The sequence below is a fragment of the Ruegeria sp. CDSB029 genome (assembly GCF_059611125.1).
In genome coordinates this window covers 22,667-41,602 of the sequence record NZ_JBXWOX010000010.1, presented here as the reverse complement: position 1 = coordinate 41,602, position 18,936 = coordinate 22,667, and the positions used below count along the sequence as shown (strand labels likewise).

Genomic DNA, 18,936 nt, shown 5'->3' with positions numbered 1-18,936 from the left:
CTGCCAATAGCTCAATGCCCGTTGTGACCTATGGTCAGTTGCAACTAACCTGCGAAAAGAACTGGCCCGAGATGTTCTGGTACATGCTGGCCACGATCGGTCTGCACCCGGTCGCTTGCTGAAAGGCGGCTATGGCCTGAATGGTGCGCAGGCGCGGCGGTGGGCCAAAGGGGTTCAGGTTGTTGTTGTCGCGCGTCGCGCGGTACACGACCGGAGCGTCCGAGACCTGTGTCACCGCCCAGGTGCGGCTCATGACAAAAACCTGCTTGGTTTCTTCCTTTGCGGCGACAGGCGTTGCATCAAATGCCGTCAAACCAATCGCAACAGCCAGTGCCAGCATCGTTACACGCAGTACCATTGAACAATCTCCAGTGCTAAAATCCGCTATCATTTCACCAGATTCACGCGCTTCTGTGAACCCCTGACCGAAAAAAGCGTTTAAAAGCCTAGCGTTTGGACAACATCAGCGGCATGTGCCGGTTCACATCCTTGTAAAGCAGATAGCGAAAGCGCCCAGGTCCGCCTGCATAGCAGGCCTGCGGGCAAAAGGCGCGCAACCACATGTAATCGCCGGCCTCTACCTCGACCCAATCCTGGTTCAGCCGATAGACCGCCTTGCCTTCCAGCACGTACAACCCGTGTTCCATGACATGGGTTTCGGCAAAGGGAATCACGCCGCCGGGTTCGAAATTGACGATGTTGACGTGCATGTCATGACGCAGATCCTGCGGATCGGTGAAGCGGGTCGTGGACCAGCGCCCCTCAGTTCCGGGCATTTCGACGGGCGATACATCACGTTCATTGGTGATGATCGGATCTGGCGCAGGCAGGCCGGGAACGGCTTCATAGGCTTTGCGAACCCAGTGGAATCGGGCGGTTTTTTCGGCGCCGTTTTGCAGCGTCCAATCCGATCCGGGCGGGATATAGGCGTATCCGCCGGTTTCGAGGACATGGACAGCACCTCCTAATGTCAGGGTCACCTCACCTTCGACAACAAAGAGAACGCCCTGCGCCTGAGGGTCAGTTTCAGGGTGGTCGCTGCCGCCGCCGGGCTGAACTTCCATGATGTATTGCGAAAACGTCTCGGCAAATCCGCTGAGGGGGCGGGACAGAACCCAAAGCCGGGTGCCTTCCCAGAACGGTAGATTGCTGGTGACGATGTCGCGCATGGTGCCTTTGGGGATAACCGCATAAGCGTCGGTAAACATGGCGCGGTCGGTCAACAGCTGGTCTTGTCCGGGGTGTCCGCCTGTGGGCGCGTAATAGGTGGGCTGTGCCATTTCATGCCTCTGGTTCGTGTTTGAGGCACTATGAGGCGATTGGCGCGGCGGTCCTAGCACCCGAGTCGCGATAGGTTTGTTCGGTATTATTTGAAGGTCGGCCAGCGGGGCTTGGCCCCCGTTCCTCGGCGGTATAGTCTTGTGACCAAACTTATTTTAGCAAGGCGAGAAGATCATGAAAGCCTGGATTTCACACTTTTTTGCAGCAGCCGTTGTGATCGGCGCGGTTTCACTGGCACAGGCCAAGCCACTTTCGAGAATCATCGCTGAAATGGGGTTGAGCCCCGAAGACTACAGTGTCGTCAACGCCACGACCAATGCGATGTTGGCAGATGGAACGCCTCAGGTCGGAACCGAACGTAACTGGTCGAACGACGACACCGGATCAAAAGGTACTGTCCGGGTGCGCGAGGTTCGGGACAATTGCGTGCATCTTCAGCATTTCATTGTGCCTGCCGGGGCCGAACAATCACGCGAAGTCAGAACCCGCAACTGCCGGGACGCCGGCGGAAACTGGGTTCTGACGCCCTGATTTCGACTCAGTAGCCGCGTGTGCGGTCGACTTCGTGCAGTAAGGGCTTCCCTGCGGACAACCGTTGGAAATTCTCTGCAACGTCCGCCAATGCTTCGCCTAAGTGCCAGCCAGAAACATGCGGAGTGATTGTGACGCCAAGGTGTGCCCAGAGCGGACTGTCTGAGGGCAAGGGTTCTGTACTGGTTACGTCCAGAACGGCGTGGCCGGGCGTTCCACGGTCCAAGGCTTCGATCAGCGCAATTTCGTCAATCAGATCACCACGCCCTGCATTCAACAGCTGACTGCCGGGCTTCATGGCGGCCAACATCTGCGCATCGAACAAGCCGACAGTTTGCGGCGTGGACGGCAGAATGGCGCAAACGTGGTCGCATTGGCCAAGCAACGTCGGCAGCGCATCCTCGCCATGCAGGCAGGTCACGCCTTCGATTTCTTTCGGGGATCGGCTCCATCCCATGACCTGAAATCCGATGGCGCGCAGCATCCTGGCGCTGCGGGTGCCGATATGGCCCAGGCCCAGAACGCCCACTACGGTGTCCGGCGTGAATATCGGGGCTTTGGGCACCCATTCTGCCTTGCGCTGGGCAGCTTCGTGAAATGCCATGTTCCGTTGATGGTGAAGGACATAAGCGACGAACCACTCGGCAATACCTTGCGCGGGCGCATCGGGCTTGAGCCGTGCGATACGGACGTGATCGGGCAGGCTCGGGTTGCCAACAATCGTTTCTACGCCCGCGCCCAGTTTCTGGACCAGTTGCAGGTTCGGCAGCCGTTTGGGGTGGTCGTTGTTCAGGCCGACAACAGCGACCATGGTGATTTCGCTTGCATCTCCAATCGTTTCCCGGGTTCGCACATCCGCGCCGGGGTTTATGTTTCGGATCGTTTTGGCGATGTCATCATCGCTTATCCAGTCGGTCAGACCGGTTTCGATCAGTAGCGCCATGAATCACCCTCGCAATTTCATTTTGATTGAGTTGACGTTCCGTCACACAGCTAGACATTCTATCGGCAGCTAAGTCATTCTCTGTTCAAAGGTAAAGCCCGCTCTTTGGGCCTGAGGAGGAAAGCTCATGAACATGTCATTCGGTCTGCGTGAAGAAAATCGCGCACTGCTACAACGTGTGGCAGATATGATCCGGGATGAGATCATGCCGCTGGAAGAAGAATACCAGGCCGAAATCGATAAGGGCGACCGCTGGCAATACACCGAACGTCAGGCTGAAATCCTCGAAGGGTTGAAAGCCAAAGCCAAGGCTGCCGGACTTTGGAACTTTTGGTTGACAGACAGCGACAAGGGCTTTGGCTTGACCACGGTCGAGTATGCTTACTTCGCCGAAGAGATGGGCAAAACGCCTCTTGGGGCCGAGGTGTTCAACTGTTCGGCCCCCGATACCGGTAATATGGAAGTGTTCGAGCGCTATGGCACGGACGAGATGAAAGAGCAGTGGCTGAAACCCCTGCTGAACGGCGATATCCGGTCCGCGTATTTGATGACAGAGCCGGACGTGGCGTCATCGGATGCTACGAATGTATCGATGTCCTGTGTGCGGGACGGGGACGACTATGTACTGAATGGTGAAAAATGGTGGTCATCGGGGGCGGGTGATCCACGGTGCAAGGTCTATATCGTCATGGTCAAGACGGCAGGTGACGAGCAACCCAAACACAAGCGGCAGTCGATGATTGTTGTGCCTGCCGATGCGCCAGGGATCGAGGTTCTGCGACCGATGCAGGTTTACGGCCACGATGATGCCCCGCACGGCCACATGCACATTCGCTTTACCAACGTTCGGGTTCCCGCCGAGAATATCCTGCTGGGCGAAGGCCGCGGGTTCGAGATCGCGCAAGGTCGCCTTGGGCCCGGCCGTATCCACCATTGTATGCGCGCAATTGGTCAGGCTGAAACGGCGCTGGAACAGATGTGCAAACGGTCGCTGCAGCGCGAAGCCTTCGGCAAGAAACTGGCGCAGCTGGGGGCCAATTTCGATATTATTGCCGAATGCCGGATGGAGATTGAAATGGCGCGCTTGCTGTGCTTGAAGGCTGCCTGGTACATGGATCAGGGCGATGCCCGTGCGGCGGCACCCTGGATTAGCCAGATCAAGGTCGTTGCCCCGCGTGTCGCACTCAAAGTCATCGATGAGGCCGTTCAGATGTTCGGCGGGCAGGGGGTCAGTCAGGACACGCCCCTGGCGACGGCCTGGACCCATGTGCGTACTTTGCGGCTGGCCGATGGGCCGGATGCGGTACACCGCCGTCAGGTGGCGCGGGCCGAGTTGAAAAAGCACACGCAGGAAAAAGTCTGAGGTTCTAGATGGTGCTGAAACCGGATCTGAAGGAACAATCCTATTTCCACGTTCGGACTGACGGAGCTTTTGTCGGCAATGATCCCGCACGCGGGCCGTGGTCTGCGGATCATTGTCATGCGGGCCCGGTCGCGGGGCTGATCGTTCGTGCAGCTGAAACAGAGGTTGGGCCGGAAAAGATGTTGACACGGCTGACGGTGGATCTGCTGCGCCCGCTACCGTTGGCAGGTTTGCGTGTGGCGGCAGAAACGACGCGCCATACCAAAACGTTAGCGACGACGCGTGTCACGGTGCACGATCTGGATGACACGCTGTGTGCCACGGCTACGACAATGCACATAGTACGGCGTGATTTGGGGCCGGTTCCAAACATCACGATGCCGCCGCCCAATCTTGACGACGCAGTGACTGGCCCGTTCCCGATTGGCGAAACCCTCCACGACCTGCCGGGATTCGCAAACCATTCGGATATTCTCTACCCCAAGGATGGTAACCAGAACGCCGGTCCAAAGACGGTCTGGATGCGCACCCCGAAGCTGTTGGAGGGCGAGGCGCAATCGCTGATTCAGGCGCTATGCCCTCTGGCGGATTGCGGGAACGGGATCTCGTGGAATGCACCAACATCTGAGATGGGGTTCATGAACACGGACCTGACGGTGCAGATTCAACGCGAACCCACGTCGGACTGGTTGGCCTCACAGTCCTTATCCCATTGGCAATCGTCGGGAATAGGAATGTCACAATCGGTTCTGTTCGACACCGAAGGCCCGGTCGGAACAGCCCTGCAGACGTTGGTTTTGTTCCCGCCGAAGTGACCGGTTTGGCCGGTTCCTGCACGGGTCTGTCGAAACACGTTGCCGGGCACGGGCCAAGCCCCTATCTTTTGCCTATGCGATGGCTCATAACCCTTTTCTCCTGTTGCCTGCCGGTTCCGGTATTGGCCCACCCGCATGTCTTTATCGACACCGGGCTGGAATTTATTGTGGATGATAGCGGCCAGTTGACCCATGTCAGGGTAACTTGGGCGTATGATGAGCTTTTCTCTTTGTTTCAGCTTGAAGATATGAAGCTGGATCAGGATTCCGATGGCATTCTGACCGAGAGCGAAGAAAAGTTTCTGTCCGGCTTTGATGCCCAGTGGGTCGAAGGATATAATGGCGATCTCGTGGTGTTCGCCGATGGTGCGCCGGTCGATTTGTCAGGGCCGATGGAGGCCAAAGCGACCACCGAGGATGGCCGTATCGTGACAACCCACCTGCGCGCGGTGGAAGGCGGTGGAGTGCCGGCAACCGCAGTCGTCGCAAAAGCATATGATGAATCTTACTACACGGCTTATGAAGTGACCCGCCCGGTATCGGTATCTGGACCCACCTCTTGTCAGATCAGCCGGATTGACGCGGATATTGACGGGCAACTGGCGCAGATGCAGGCGTTCCTACAGACCTTGGACGCCGACTATGACCTTGAAGAAAACGATATCCCCCTGGTTGGGGAAAGCTTTGCGACCGAGGTCCGTCTTTCATGTCCAAGTACCTGATTGTTCCTGTAGCCATCGCCGTTGGTCTGTTGCTGTGGTTTTGGGGCAGCGGTGGTTTTGACCATTTGGCCGCTTGGGCCGCTGGTGAGCAGCGGGAGTTTCAGAACCAGATCGCCCGCGCTTTGCGCGCCGCGCGCGCGGAACAACCCGAGGCCGTGGCAACACTGCTGACAGTCTGTTTTGCTTACGGCTTTTTTCACGCCGTCGGTCCTGGCCACGGCAAAGTACTGATCGGCGGTTATGGGTTGGGTCGCAACGTGGCCTTTCTGCGTCTGTCCGCGATCAGCTTGTTGTCCAGCTTGGGGCAAGCGGTGACGGCAGTGGTTCTGGTCTATGCCGGGGTACTGGTGTTCCAGATGTCTCGGGCAAGCCTTGTCGACACGACTGAAAAGGTTATGGCCCCGATCAGCTATGGTGCCATTGCAGCGATCGGTTTGTGGTTGATTTTTCGGTCCATTCGCAGTTTTGCGCGACGCCATCGCAGCCAAAACGTGCATCATCATGGCCACGACCACTCGCACGACCACTCGCACGAGGATGGTCACGAACATCACGACCATGACCATGGTGTCTGTTCTGATTGTGGGCATCGCCATGGTCCTACTGCCGACGAAGTGGCCCAAGTCGGTAGCCTGCGCGAAGCGGTGGTGTTGATCGCAGGAATTGCCGCGCGCCCCTGTACCGGAGCTCTCTTTGTTCTAATCCTGACGTGGCAGATGGGTATCGCGATGGTCGGCATTGCTGGCGCTTTCGCAATGGCGCTGGGCACGGCGACCGTCACAACTCTGGTCGGTTGGACGTCGTTCGGACTGCGCGGAGGGCTTCTGGCCTCGGCTTCGGCGACGCGATTTGCCTCGGTTCTGGCTCCGACGATTGAACTGGTGGCAGGGCTGCTGATCGCCGTGATTGCAAGCGGTCTGCTGTTGCGCGCGATTTAACCGAACACGGACTCCGGGTACCTGACCCGCGCCAGATACAGCCCTTGCGGCGGACATACCGGCCCGCAAGCGGCGCGGTCGGTGGCCTCCAACGCATCCCGTACATCTTCGGGCGACCATGTTCCGGCACCAACACGTTCAAGCGTTCCAACAAAGCTGCGCACTTGATTGTGCAGGAAAGACCGGGCGCGAACGTGAAAATGAACCTCTGGTCCGGAAAAGCCTTCAACCTGTTCGACCCGCAGCTCATCCAAGGTTTTGACCGGGCTTGCAGCCTGACAAATCGAAGACCGGAACGTGGTAAAATCATGCCGCCCGATCAGCATGTCCGCGCCCGCCTGCATCGCGTCTACGTCCAGTTGATGGTTGATCCGCCAGACCTGCCCAGCGTCATGCGTAGCAGGTGCGCGGCGCATCAGGATGCGGAACAGGTATTGCCGTTCGAGCGCTGAAAACCGCGCATGCCAGTCATCGTCTACCCGTGCTGCTTTAACGATGGCAACAGGCTGCGGTTTAAGGTGATAGTTCAGCGCCTCAGACAGGCGGAACGGATCCCAGTCCTTGATCAGATCACTATGCGCAACCTGTCCCAGTGCGTGCACACCCGCGTCTGTACGCCCGGCCGCGGCAATTGTGTGATCGCCGGGTTGAATACATGACAAGGCCTGTTCGATTGCCCCTTGAACAGACGGCAATTCCTTTTGCCGCTGCCATCCGGCAAACGGCTCCCCCTGGTATTCGACTTTCAGCGCGTATCTAGGCATGGCCTGCTGGTAACGCGCCGTGCCGCTACGGGCAAGAGTGGGAAAGCGCTGGTATGTCCGACAGCCGCTACCTATCTTGGGAAAAACGAAAAAAGCGGGGCGACGGTTTGGTCATCTCATCTCTGGCAGACAGTCTGACGCGCGGCGTCGAATCCGTGGGTGACCGCGTGTCTGAGGCATTGTTTGAGCCGGTGATCCGACTGGGTGTCACCGGGCTGGCGCGTTCAGGAAAGACAGTATTCATCACGTCTCTGGTCGCGAACTTGCTGGACCGGGGGCGGATGCCGGGCCTCGTGGCGCAGCAAGAAGGGCGGATCAACGCGGCTTACCTGCAGCCGCAACCAGACGACACCGTGCCCCGGTTCGACTACGAAAATCACCTGGCGGCGCTGACCGGGCCTCAGCCGCACTGGCCCGAAAGTACGCGCGCAGTGTCAGAACTGCGTTTATCGTTCAAAGCCCGTCCCGCCGGGCTTTTGTCAGGGTTGCAGGGACCACGCACTATCCATCTGGATATCGTGGATTACCCCGGCGAATGGCTGCTGGATCTTGCGTTGCTGGACAAAACCTATGAGGTCTGGTCGCAGGAAACACTGGAGCGCATCGCCAATCGCAATGAGGCGACGACCTTTCTGGCGCAGGCAAAGGCGGTTGACCCTTCTGTCAGCCACGACGAACCAAAGGCCCAATCACTGGCCAAAGAATTCGCCTCTTATCTGAACGCAGCCCGCGATGCCGGGTTCTACGACTGTACGCCGGGGCGGTTCTTGCTGCCGGGCGATCTGGCAGGCTCGCCGGTGCTGACATTTGCACCCTTGCCGGTCGAGGGTCACGGCCCGCGACGCAGTCTGCACCGCGAGATGGCCCGGCGATACGAGGCCTATAAATCTCAGGTCGTGAAACCGTTTTTCCGCGATCATTTTTCCCGGATCGACCGTCAGGTGGTTTTGGTGGACGCGCTGGGCGCGATCCATAACGGGCCACAGGCAGTCGAGGATATGCGTCGCGCGATGGCCGATATCCTGTCGGCGTTTCGGCCCGGACGAAATGCGTGGCTTAGCCAGTTGTTGCTCGGAAAACGGGTCGAGCGCATCCTGTTTGCGGCCACCAAGGCGGACCATCTGCATCACCTGCAACATCACCGCCTGACCAATATCATGGAGGCCCTGACCCGAGAGGCGCGCGATCGCGCGAGCTTCGCCGGGGCCGAGACGGCGGCGCTGTCGCTGGCCTCCTTAAGGGCAACGACCGAGGAAATCCGCACCCATAACGGGGCCGAGCTGCCCTGCGTGCGAGGTACCTTGCTGGACAGCGGCAAGCAGGCCGCTTTCTATCCCGGTGATCTGCCCGAAGACCCGTCGCATTTGCTTGGCCCGGCGCGCAACGGGTCCGAAGGCTGGCTGGGTGAGGATTATGAGTTCATGGCCTTCGCGCCGGCGCACCTGACGATCCGCCCCGGCGATGGCCCGCCGCATATCCGGCTGGACCGCGCAGCCCAGTTCCTGATCGGAGACCGGCTGTGAATGTCATTCTTCGCCCCGCCCGCAGCACGGATGCCGGTGCCACCGGAGAGATTTTGCATGGCTTCGCCCGCGAAAACGAATGGATGCCGGAACTGCACTCGCAGGCGGAAACCATCGCGTTTTGTGGCCGTATGATTGAATTGGATTGGGTGACCGTGGCCGAAACCGGTGACGGTGTGATCGGGTTTTTGGCGCTCAACGGTGCCGAAATCCACTCACTGTACCTGGCACCTGGGGTGCGGAGGCAGGGGATCGGTCAGCAATTGCTTGAACATGCCAAATCGTGCCGGTCCGAATTGTCATTGTTTGCGTTTCAGGCCAACCATCCAGCGCGCCAGTTCTATGAGCGCAACGGCTTTACCGAGGTTGCACGCAGCAGCGGCGCTGACAATGACGAGAACCTTCCGGACATAAAGTATGTCTGGAACAGTGAAGGAGCATCCAATGGCTAAGGGGCCGGTTCTGATTGATCTGGAGGGTGATGAACCCGCGGCTGATGTGTCGCAAGCACCTCCGGTCCCGGATATCGCACAACCTCAGGGTCAGGCGATGCAAGGTGCGGCGCGTTTGGCGGCGCACAAACCTTCGACCCTGTCGCGGTGGTTCTGGGGTTTGGCGCTTGCCGCGCTTGGGGCTGTTGTTTCAGTGGCGGCTTGGGACTTTGTGAATTCCCTGATTCTCCGCGCGCCGATCATAGGATGGGTGATTACGGGTTTGTTTGCAGCGCTGGTGTTGGTCGCATTGATCATCGCTGTGCGCGAGCTGGCCGCAATCGGACGGTTGTCCCGCGTGGACGGGATGCGTCACGCGGCCGATACTGCGTTGGCTGAGGATGATCTTGCGCAGGCGCGCGCAGTCACGAACCGATTGATCTCGTTTTACAAAGGCCGAGACGAAACCCGTTGGGGGCGCGATCGGCTGTCCGAACGGATCGACGAACAATTTGACGCGTCTGGTCTGCTGACCCTGGCCGAGGACGAGCTGCTGGCCCCGCTGGATGTCGCTGCCAGTCGCGAAGTCGAGGCTGCCGCGCGTCAGGTTGCAACGGTGACGGCGTTGGTGCCTTTGGCGCTTGCGGATGTTGCGACCGCGCTGGCCGCTTCTTTGCGGATGATCCGGCGTATCGCGGAAATCTATGGCGGGCGCGCAGGGTTTTTGGGCAGTTGGCGACTGACGCGGGCCGTGTTCGTGCACCTTGTGGCCACCGGGGCGGTGGCCGTGGGAGACGACCTGCTGGAACCTGTGCTTGGGGGATCAATCCTTAGCAAACTGTCGCGCCGGTTCGGCGAGGGGTTGGTCAACGGCGCGCTAAGTGCGCGGGTCGGGGTTGCCGCGATGGAGGTTTGCCGTCCGCTGCCCTTCTCAGATCGGCACAAGCCATCGACCCGCGGCATCATCAAACGTGCTCTGGCTGGCTTGTTTTCCAAAACTTGACCTGACGCAAGGTACAGTGGTTGGCTGTCGTGCATAACAGTGTCAGAGCCAGCCATGACCGATCACGGACACAGCCAGCAAGAGATTGCAGAACGCATCAACGCGCCACCGGGGCGCGGTGTTTTGCGGGATGTGGTCTATGGTGGGATCGATGGGTCCGTAACCACCTTTGCCATTGTGGCGGGTGTAGCCGGGGCGGGCCTGTCACCCTTTATTATCGTTGCGCTGGGACTGGCCAATGTATTGGCGGACGGGTTTTCCATGGCGGCGGGTAATTACTCGGGCACCAAGGCCGAGCTGGACAATATCCGCCGCATCCGGTCCATCGAAGAACGTCACATCAGACTATACCCGGAAGGCGAGCGGGATGAAGTGCATGCGATCTTGTCGCAAAAGGGCCTGTCGGGGCGCGTGCTGGATGAGGCCACGGACGCCATCACAGCCAACCGCGACAATTGGATCAATCTGATGATCGAGGGTGAATACGGATTGGGCAGCGTCGATCCGAACCCGTTCAAAGCCGCGATGGCAACGTTTTTGGCGTTTCTTGTGGCCGGCATGGTCCCGCTGCTGCCGTTTCTGCTGTCGTTCGATCGGGCTTTTCAGCTCTCGATTACCATGACCATGGCGGTCTTCTTTATCATCGGAGCTCTGAAAAGCAGGTGGTCACTGGCTCCATGGTGGCGGTCAGGTCTAGAGACTTTTGCGATCGGCGGCGCGGCCGCACTGATGGCGTATTTTGTTGGCTCGTTGTTCCATCCCTAGTTATAAGAAGTACCGCTGGGCACGCGGTGTAGATTGTCAATATTTCAAAGTCGATGATGGACCCTGATCTGATCCGGCGACGGTAAAACTTGTCGACGCCTGTTTCTCATCTGGTTCGATTGCCGCTGTGTTGGTCATCATCTGGTTGATGGTTGCCGGACTGTCCCTTGGCTGGGGATAAGGCGTTCTGAACTGCGTAGCCCGCAAAAAACACGGTTTTTCGGACTGTTGCGCAGATCGACACCCGGCTAGGTTGACGGCACATTTGCCCGGAGGCCTCTGTTGGAATCGCTGCTCGTACTCGTTGGATTGATCGTTCTGGCCGTCCCGGTGGCCATCCTTGTTCTGTTGGTATCCCAGGTTCGACTGCGCCGCCGGGTGGAGCAACTTGAACAGCAGATTCGCACACTTGGTGGCGACCTGCCAGCGCCAGAAACAGTACCTGAATCGACGCAAGCGAGGGATAAAAAGAGCTCTCCGTGGCCGGCAATCAAAACAGAACCACCCGAGGTCGAAACGAAAGAAGGCACCTCAGCACCTGAGCCACAAAAGATACCCCTCCCCGAAACGGCGAAGGACGATCGAATCGCCGCACTGAGCGCTTGGCTGCGCGAGAACTGGTTCTATGCGGTATCCGCCCTGTCTTTGGCGCTGGCTGGCGTTTTTCTGGTCCAATACGGGGTCGAAAGCGGGTTGTTGTCGCCAACGATGCGCGTCATTGCGGCCCTGATGTTCGGCGCGACGCTGATCGGCGCGGGTGAGGTGATCCGCCGGAAGTATGGCGATGACGAGTCTTCAGCCACAGCTTACCTGCCATCGGTCTTTTCTGGGGCCGGGCTGGTGACGCTGTTCGGTGGCTTGCTGGCTGCAAGGCAGTTGTACGATCTGCTTGGTCCCGAAGCGGCCTTGATTGCCATGATTGCTGTTGCGCTTGTGGGGCTTGTTTTGGGCTGGTTCCACGGCCCCTTGCTGGCGGCCGTCGGTTTGATTGGTGCGTTTGCGTCACCCTTCGTGGTGGGCGGGACCTCGACCGATCCCGGCTGGTTGTACGGCTATTTCTTTGTGATCGCCGTCCTTGGGTTGGGTATCGACACCGTGCGGCGCTGGGCGTGGATATCCGTTCTGACGCTAGTCGGGGCTTATTCCGCGTGCCTGCTGCTGGTGCTTTCGGCACCCGCGACCGAGTCGGGGTATCTTGTCGGCGTAACTGCATTGGCGATCATCGCGATCGCGATCCCCGTGCGGCGGATCTGGCCGGAACACGAGGGGCGCATGATCAGCGAAATCGTTACGATCCAAAAGGGCCTCCAGTGGCCAGAGTTTCCGACACGCCTTGCCTTTGGCGCGGTGAGCGTCAGCGCAGTAATCCTGGCGATACACTGGCCAGACTCAGCGGCCGAATTTTGGCTGGGAATCATGCTGTTGGCAGGCCTGACGCTGGGTTTGCTGACCTGGGCAAGCCAGGCGCGGGCCCTGCAAGACCTGACCATACTGCCAGCCGCTGGTCTAACTTGGTTCGTACTGATCCAAGGGTGGGACAACGGCTCTGTCGCGCGCCGCTTCGCTGAAACCTATGCCGAAACCGCCGAGGCGGATTTCCCGTGGGCGGTTACCCTGTTGGTGGCACTGGGTGCATTGATCTCAGGCCTTTCAGCTTGGCGATCGTTTCGCGCAACCGAGTACCGGGCTGTATGGGCGGGCGGTGCCGCAGTATTTGCACCGTTGTTGGCAATCGCGCTGGAGCTTGGATGGCATCCCGATGAAGTTATCGGAGCCTATCCGTGGGCGCTGCATGCGGTTGCATTGGCGGTGATGATGGTTGTTCTGGCCGGGCGTTTCGCGCGCGTCGACGGCGAAAACCGGCTGCGGGCGGCTTTGGTGACCTTGTCGGCTTTGTCTTGCCTGACCTTTGCCTGCGTGATTGTCCTAAGTTCGGCTGCCCTGACAATTGCTTTTGTGGCCGTGATCGTGGCCGCGGCGGTGCTGGATCGGCGCTTTGATCTTCCACCTATGGGTTGGTTCATCTGGGCTGGCGTCTTCACTGTCACGCTCCGGCTTGTACTGAATCCCGGTCTGGATTGGGCAAACTCGGCACCGGTCGCAGAAATGGCGCTTGTCTATGCCACAGCTGCTGTTGGATTTCTGGCGGCCTGGGCCATCCTGCGCCCATTGAACCGTCCGGTCATCGCGCTGCTTTTGGAAAGTGCCGCCTGGGCCACCGCTGGTATCTTGCTGTCCTTGCTGTTGCTGCGCTGGCTCGAAGGGTTTGGCAACGGCGGTGCCCATGACAGCCACTGGGGGCTGGGGCTTTTGTCCTTGATCTGGCTGCTGCTGGCCTGCGCGCAGGTGCGGCGGTTCGAATTGGGCGGAAAACTGAATTATGCGCGCTACGGGCTGGCGTTGTTCTTTGCGGCACATGGTGTTGTTCGCCTGGCGCAGGCGCTGACCGAAGCGAACCCCTTGCTGAATGCCCAAGCTGATCCGGTTCTTGGGGTGCCAATATTGAATACCCTCGCCGTGGCTTACCTGTTGCCCGCCATTGTATTGGCCCTGTCGGCTGCTTGGCTGCCTGCACTGCACCCGCGATGGAAACAAGGGTGCTTCGGTCTGGCAACAGCCTTGGGTGCCGTCTGGCTGGGCTTGACCATTCGCCATGTCTGGCAGGGGGCCAGCGGTATGTACGAAGGCAACGGTGTTTCGCAGCCCGAGCTATACACCTACACCATGGCCCTACTGCTGGTCGGTGCGGGCCTGTTCTATCAGTCACTCGCCCGTCGATCGGACATGATGCGCAAGGCGGGGTTGGTCGTCATTGGGCTTGCCGTGGCCAAGGTGTTCCTGGTCGATATCGCTGGTTTGGGGGGGCTGATCCGGGTGTTCTCACTGCTGGCGCTGGGCCTTGCGCTGGCCGGTTTGGCGTGGCTGAACCGGTGGGCCACGCTGCGCCATTCGCCGCATGGGGCGGAACCTCTGGACCATTAGGCGCGGGCGTCCTATAAGCCCGGCATGTATGACCGGATGGCCATCATTATTCGAATTATATCCCCGGCGCTCTGATTTCGCGAGACGCCGGGCAAAGGTGCTTGAGATTTCGCACTGACCGCTTCGATCCAAACACGAAAAGATCATCCTGAGGACGCCCCAAATGTGCGCCGACACGACCCAAACACCTGACTACAAAGAAACGCTGAACCTGCCCAAAACCGATTTCCCCATGCGCGCTGGCCTGCCCAAGCGCGAGCCCGCGTGGTTGGAACGGTGGGAGAAAATCGGTGTCTATGACCGCCTGCGTGAAAAAGAGAACCGCACGGCCTTTACCCTGCATGATGGCCCTCCGTACGCCAACGGCCACCTGCATATCGGCCACGCGCTGAACAAAACCATCAAGGACATGATCGTGCGGTCCCATCAGATGATGGGTCATGATGCGCGCTATGTGCCCGGCTGGGACTGTCACGGCCTGCCAATCGAATGGAAGATCGAGGAACAGTACCGCAAGAAGGGCAAGAACAAGGACGAGGTGAACATCGTCGACTTCCGTCAGGAATGCCGCAAGTTTGCCGAAGGCTGGATCGACGTCCAGCGCGAAGAATTCAAGCGCCTTGGTATCACCGGCAACTGGCCCGATCCCTACATCACAATGGACTATCACGCCGAGGCTGTGATCGCCGACGAGTTCATGAAGTTCCTGATGAACGGCACGCTCTATCAGGGCTCGAAGCCCGTGATGTGGTCGCCCATCGAGAAAACCGCGCTGGCCGAGGCTGAGGTCGAGTATCATGACAAGGAAAGCTTCACTATCTGGGTGAAATTCAAAGTCGTAAATGCTGGCGATCTGGATGACGCGTTTGTTGTAATCTGGACAACGACGCCATGGACGATGCCGTCGAACAAGGCTGTCGTCTACGGTAAGGACATCTCTTACGGCCTCTACGAAGTCACCGGAGCACCAGAAGAATGCTGGGCTAGTGCCGGAGACAAGTTCCTGCTGGCCGACAATCTGGCCGCCGACGTGCTGGGCCGTGCACGCCTGAACGACGACCAGTGGACTCGCGTGCGTGACGTAACCACCGATGAATTGGCCGGTGTCCAGTTGACCCACCCGCTGGCCGGGGCCGAAGGTGGCAATGGCGAATGGGACGACATCCGCGACTTCCGCGCCGCTGAGTTTGTAACTGACACCGAAGGAACCGGTTTTGTCCACTGTGCGCCGTCGCATGGTATGGAGGAATTCGAACTGTACCGTGATCTAGGCATGCTCGAGCAAGTCATCACCTACAACGTGATGGACGATGGCTCGTTCCGCGCTGACCTGCCGTTCTTTGGCGGTAAGTTTATCCTGTCCCGCAAGGGCGGTGAGGGTGATGCGAACAAAGCCGTCATCGACAAGCTGGTCGAGGTTGGCGGGCTGCTGGCGCGTGGCAAGATCAAGCACAGCTATCCGCATTCGTGGCGCTCGAAGGCTCCGATCATCTACCGTAACACGCCGCAGTGGTTTGCGTCTGTTGATCGCAAACTGGACGACGGCATGGGTGAGATGGGTGACACCATCCGCGAACGCGCGCTGCGGTCTATCGACGAGCTGGTGAAATGGACGCCGCAGACAGGCCGTAACCGCCTGTACTCGATGATCGAAGCGCGCCCGGACTGGGTCTTGTCCCGCCAACGCGCCTGGGGTGTGCCGCTGACATGCTTTACCAAGAAGGGCGCTCTGCCCACCGACGCGGATTACCTGCTGCGCAACGAGGAACTCAACGCCCGCATCAAGGCGGCGTTCGAGAAAGACGGCGCGGATATCTGGTACACTGACGGCTTCAAAGAACAGATCCTCGACGGCATCGCCAACCCGGATGACTACGATCAGGTGTTTGACGTTCTGGACGTGTGGTTCGACTCTGGTTCGACCCATGCCTTCGTACTACGCGACCGTGAGGATGGCACTGAAGACGGCATCGCGGACGTCTACATGGAAGGCACCGACCAGCACCGCGGATGGTTCCATTCGTCCATGCTGCAGGCTTGCGGCACCAAGGGGCGTGCGCCGTATCGCAACGTGGTAACCCATGGCTTCACGCTGGATGCCAAGGGCAACAAGATGTCCAAATCTCTGGGCAACACTATCGTGCCGGAAGAGGTTATCAAGCAATATGGTGCCGATATCCTGCGCCTTTGGGTGGCTCAGACCGACTACACCGCGGATCAGCGGATCGGGCCGGAGATTCTGAAAGGTACCGCCGACAGCTATCGTCGCCTGCGTAATACCATGCGGTTCATGCTGGGTTCGCTGGCGGACTTCACCGAAGCGGATCGTGTCGCGCCTGAGGATATGCCGCGTCTGGAACGCTGGGTTCTCAGCCGTCTGGCCGATCTGGATGAACAGGTGCGCAAAGGTTATGCATCCTTCGACTTCCAGGGCGTGTTCAGCGCCGTGTTCACCTTTGCCACGGTCGATCTGTCTTCCTTCTATTTCGACGTCCGCAAGGATGCGCTGTACTGCGACGGCGACAACCTGCGTCGCCGTTCTGCGCGCACCGTGCTGGATATCCTGTTCCACCGACTGACCACATGGCTGGCCCCGGTTCTGGTCTTCACCATGGAAGAGGTCTGGTTGGAGCGGTTCCCCGGCGATGACAGCTCGGTCCATCTGGTGGATTTCCCCGAAACCCCTGCCGACTGGCGCAATTCAGAACTTGAGGCTGCTATGGTCAAGATTCGCCGTGTTCGCCGCGCGGTGACTGCAGCGTTAGAAATCCAGCGTCAGGACAAGGTCATCGGATCCAGCCTTGAGGCCGCACCAATCGTGCATGTCGAAGACAATGACACCCGCGATCTGCTGGCCACTTTCGACGTGGACGACATGTGCATCACGTCTGGCCTGACCGTTTCGGGCGACCCGGCCCCTGCCGAGGCGTTCCGTGTGCCGGAAATCGAAGGCGTTGGCGTCGTGTTCGAAAAAGCAGATGGCGAGAAATGTCAGCGTTGCTGGAAGATCCTGCCGGATGTTGGTCGGCATTCCCACGCGGGTGTGTGTGGGCGCTGCGACGAAGCGCTGGGCTAAACATTCGAACCCCCGGCGTCACCCGCCGGGGGTTTTTCTTTCCCCGCTTGCGCTGGCCCCGGCGATCTGAAACGCTGTGTCCATGCCGATGATTTCCGTTGATACGCAGTTTGGCCGCCTTGGCATTGAAGAAACAGATGGCGCCATCACACGCCTTGTGTGGGATGGGCAGGACGACGGGCCGGACACACCCCTGTTGCAGGAAGCCGCCGCACAGTTAACCGCATATAACGAGGGGCGTCTCGAGCGGTTCGATCTGCCGTATCGTGTTGCCGGGTCAGACTTTCAGCGCAATGTCTGCGACCTGATGTATGCCATTCCGCTGGGCGAGACCCGAACGTACGGGGACATCGCGAAAGAGCTTGGGCAGCCACCCCAACCGGTGGGGCAGGCCTGCGGTGCGAACCCCATACCGGTGATTATACCTTGCCATCGGGTGCTGTCTGCCAACGGTCTGGGCGGGTTCTCGGGCGATGGTGGTGTCGAAACCAAAGTGGCCTTGCTGCGTCATGAACGAGCGGCGGGCCTTCTGATCTGAGGCGCGAAAATCAGTTGCAATCCCAGAGTTCGCGGCCCAACCTATATCAGTTACTGAATTTGAAGGACCGTATTGCATGACCGCCCATACAGACCCGGCCGCTCGCAAAAAGGCCATCATAGACCGCCTGATGTCGCTGGAAGAACAGGAACTGGCAACTGCGCAGGCGCATTACGACGCATTTCTAAAAGACTCGCAGCTGGACGACCGCGAAGGGCATGACAAGGATGACATTGCCGCCTCGCGCGAGAATGCGGATCTGGCGGCGGCGTTCGATGCACCCGTTCATGCGCACCACGCCAAGATTGATGTGATCGAGAACACGGATTTCAGCCTGACGGACCGGGTTCAGCCAGGCGCTGTTGTCAAGTTCAACAACCGCCGTTTCGTGGTCTGTGTTTCGACTACACGGTTCGAGGTGGACGGCAAAACCTATATGGGTATTTCAACCCAGAGCCCGATCTACCTGACCATGACCGGTCTGCAAGAGGGTGATGTGTTCACCCATAACGGCACCGAGTTCGAGGTTGAGGAAATCCTGTAGCGTTCAGTTGTTGCGCAGCGGGATAATTTGCTGCGCAATACCAGCTGAAACCAGGTAGAGGCTTGTAATCACCAACCCCCAATGCGCCCAGCTTTCGGGATGGAAATCGACCCAGGCAGCCCAACCGGCGAAGAACGTCCAGGCGAACGCGATGGGCAGTGACACGTTGCGCCAGCGTTCCGTCCGCACCGGGTGAATGAACTTCAACGGTAGGAACATCGCCAGCGACAACAGTGAAACCAGCAGCAGGATCACCCAGAAATTGGGCTCAAGCGCGAAGATCACGATGACAAACATGTTCCAGCAACCCGGAAACCCAGAGAACGAATTGTCCTTGGTTTTCATCCGCGTGTCCGCGAAATACATGGCGCTGGCAAAGGTGATCACGATGATCGCAAACCAGCCTGTCCAACCGTCCATCAGCCCCGATTTGAACAGCGCAAAGGCCGGAATGAACACGTAGGTCAGATAGTCGATGATCAGGTCCAGAAGAACACCGTCAAATTCCGGTGCGTTCTTTTTGACATGGTAGTGGCGCGCAAGCGGGCCGTCGATTCCGTCCACGATGAACGAGATCACAAGCCACAGATACATAAGGCTCCACTTTTCCTCGACCGCGGCCAGCATGGCCAACATTGCAAAGACGGCACCGGTCGCGGTGAACAGATGTACGGAAAGGGCTTTGAGTTTTATTGTCATTTGTGTCTCTTGGACGAT

General features: G+C 59.0%; 18 protein-coding genes. 13 read left to right on the top strand and 5 right to left on the bottom strand.

Annotated elements, in window-relative coordinates:
- Positions 1-34 precede the first annotated feature (34 nt).
- Both AC2FI8_RS13545 and AC2FI8_RS13540 read right to left on the bottom strand, forming a co-directional pair.
- The gene (locus tag AC2FI8_RS13545; RefSeq protein WP_496767080.1) at positions 35-358 is read right to left on the bottom strand and encodes a hypothetical protein; all 324 of its coding nucleotides are present in this window, start codon (positions 356-358) and stop codon (positions 35-37) included.
- A gap of 88 nt (positions 359-446) precedes the next feature.
- Positions 447-1,280 (bottom strand): bifunctional allantoicase/(S)-ureidoglycine aminohydrolase, encoded by an 834-nt coding sequence (locus AC2FI8_RS13540; protein ID WP_496767079.1) that lies wholly within the window; start codon positions 1,278-1,280, stop codon positions 447-449.
- Positions 1,281-1,455: 175 nt separating this feature from the next.
- Between AC2FI8_RS13540 and AC2FI8_RS13535 the strand changes: the two genes are divergently transcribed.
- The gene (locus AC2FI8_RS13535; RefSeq protein ID WP_496767078.1) at positions 1,456-1,812 is read left to right on the top strand and encodes a hypothetical protein; all 357 of its coding nucleotides are present in this window, start codon (positions 1,456-1,458) and stop codon (positions 1,810-1,812) included.
- Positions 1,813-1,819: 7 nt separating this feature from the next.
- On the opposite strand, the gene AC2FI8_RS13530 is transcribed toward AC2FI8_RS13535, so the two are convergent.
- Positions 1,820-2,755, bottom strand: coding sequence for a 2-hydroxyacid dehydrogenase (locus AC2FI8_RS13530; RefSeq protein ID WP_496767077.1), 936 nt, complete (start codon positions 2,753-2,755; stop codon positions 1,820-1,822).
- A gap of 127 nt (positions 2,756-2,882) precedes the next feature.
- On the opposite strand from AC2FI8_RS13530, the gene AC2FI8_RS13525 reads away from it, so the two are divergent.
- The 4 genes from AC2FI8_RS13525 (at position 2,883) to AC2FI8_RS13510 (ending at position 6,593) form a co-directional block, all read left to right on the top strand.
- Positions 2,883-4,118: an acyl-CoA dehydrogenase family protein gene (locus AC2FI8_RS13525; RefSeq protein ID WP_496726847.1), complete on the top strand. Its 1,236-nt coding sequence runs from the start codon at positions 2,883-2,885 to the stop codon at positions 4,116-4,118.
- An 8-nt stretch (positions 4,119-4,126) separates the two neighbouring features.
- Positions 4,127-4,933, top strand: coding sequence for a thioesterase family protein (locus AC2FI8_RS13520; protein ID WP_496779526.1), 807 nt, complete (start codon positions 4,127-4,129; stop codon positions 4,931-4,933).
- A 122-nt stretch (positions 4,934-5,055) separates the two neighbouring features.
- Positions 5,056-5,655: a DUF1007 family protein gene (locus AC2FI8_RS13515; protein WP_496779524.1), complete on the top strand. Its 600-nt coding sequence runs from the start codon at positions 5,056-5,058 to the stop codon at positions 5,653-5,655.
- On the top strand, positions 5,640-6,593 hold the full coding sequence (locus AC2FI8_RS13510; protein WP_496779522.1) for a nickel/cobalt transporter: 954 nt from the start codon (positions 5,640-5,642) through the stop codon (positions 6,591-6,593). The genes AC2FI8_RS13515 and AC2FI8_RS13510 overlap by 16 nt, the downstream gene beginning before the upstream one ends.
- Here the strand turns inward: AC2FI8_RS13510 and truA are convergent.
- Positions 6,590-7,357 (bottom strand): tRNA pseudouridine(38-40) synthase TruA, encoded by a 768-nt coding sequence (gene truA / locus AC2FI8_RS13505; protein WP_496767072.1) that lies wholly within the window; start codon positions 7,355-7,357, stop codon positions 6,590-6,592. The genes AC2FI8_RS13510 and truA overlap by 4 nt on opposite strands.
- A gap of 107 nt (positions 7,358-7,464) precedes the next feature.
- Here truA and AC2FI8_RS13500 point away from each other — a divergent pair, with 107 nt between their 5' ends.
- The 8 genes from AC2FI8_RS13500 to AC2FI8_RS13465 all read left to right on the top strand — a co-directional run bounded on the left by AC2FI8_RS13500 (position 7,465) and on the right by AC2FI8_RS13465 (position 18,219).
- The gene (locus AC2FI8_RS13500) at positions 7,465-8,880 is read left to right on the top strand and encodes a YcjX family GTP-binding protein (RefSeq protein WP_496779653.1); all 1,416 of its coding nucleotides are present in this window, start codon (positions 7,465-7,467) and stop codon (positions 8,878-8,880) included.
- Complete coding sequence (locus AC2FI8_RS13495; protein ID WP_496779520.1) at positions 8,877-9,332, top strand: GNAT family N-acetyltransferase; 456 nt, start codon at positions 8,877-8,879, stop codon at positions 9,330-9,332. Before AC2FI8_RS13500 ends, AC2FI8_RS13495 begins: the two co-directional genes overlap by 4 nt.
- The gene (locus AC2FI8_RS13490; RefSeq protein ID WP_496726854.1) at positions 9,325-10,314 is read left to right on the top strand and encodes a YcjF family protein; all 990 of its coding nucleotides are present in this window, start codon (positions 9,325-9,327) and stop codon (positions 10,312-10,314) included. Before AC2FI8_RS13495 ends, AC2FI8_RS13490 begins: the two co-directional genes overlap by 8 nt.
- Positions 10,315-10,368: 54 nt before the next feature.
- Positions 10,369-11,079: a VIT1/CCC1 transporter family protein gene (locus tag AC2FI8_RS13485; protein ID WP_496767070.1), complete on the top strand. Its 711-nt coding sequence runs from the start codon at positions 10,369-10,371 to the stop codon at positions 11,077-11,079.
- Positions 11,080-11,361: 282 nt separating this feature from the next.
- Positions 11,362-14,061, top strand: a complete 2,700-nt coding sequence (locus AC2FI8_RS13480; protein ID WP_496779518.1) for a DUF2339 domain-containing protein — start codon at positions 11,362-11,364, stop codon at positions 14,059-14,061.
- A 163-nt stretch (positions 14,062-14,224) separates the two neighbouring features.
- Entirely contained in the window at positions 14,225-17,137 is a 2,913-nt protein-coding gene (gene ileS, locus AC2FI8_RS13475) for an isoleucine--tRNA ligase (RefSeq protein ID WP_496779516.1), read from the top strand.
- 82 nt (positions 17,138-17,219) lie between these two features.
- Complete coding sequence (locus tag AC2FI8_RS13470; protein ID WP_282120675.1) at positions 17,220-17,675, top strand: methylated-DNA--[protein]-cysteine S-methyltransferase; 456 nt, start codon at positions 17,220-17,222, stop codon at positions 17,673-17,675.
- A 76-nt stretch (positions 17,676-17,751) separates the two neighbouring features.
- Positions 17,752-18,219, top strand: a complete 468-nt coding sequence (locus AC2FI8_RS13465; protein ID WP_058273207.1) for a hypothetical protein — start codon at positions 17,752-17,754, stop codon at positions 18,217-18,219.
- Positions 18,220-18,222: 3 nt separating this feature from the next.
- On the opposite strand, the gene AC2FI8_RS13460 is transcribed toward AC2FI8_RS13465, so the two are convergent.
- On the bottom strand, positions 18,223-18,918 hold the full coding sequence (locus AC2FI8_RS13460; RefSeq protein ID WP_496740199.1) for a CDP-alcohol phosphatidyltransferase family protein: 696 nt from the start codon (positions 18,916-18,918) through the stop codon (positions 18,223-18,225).
- Positions 18,919-18,936 lie beyond the last annotated feature (18 nt).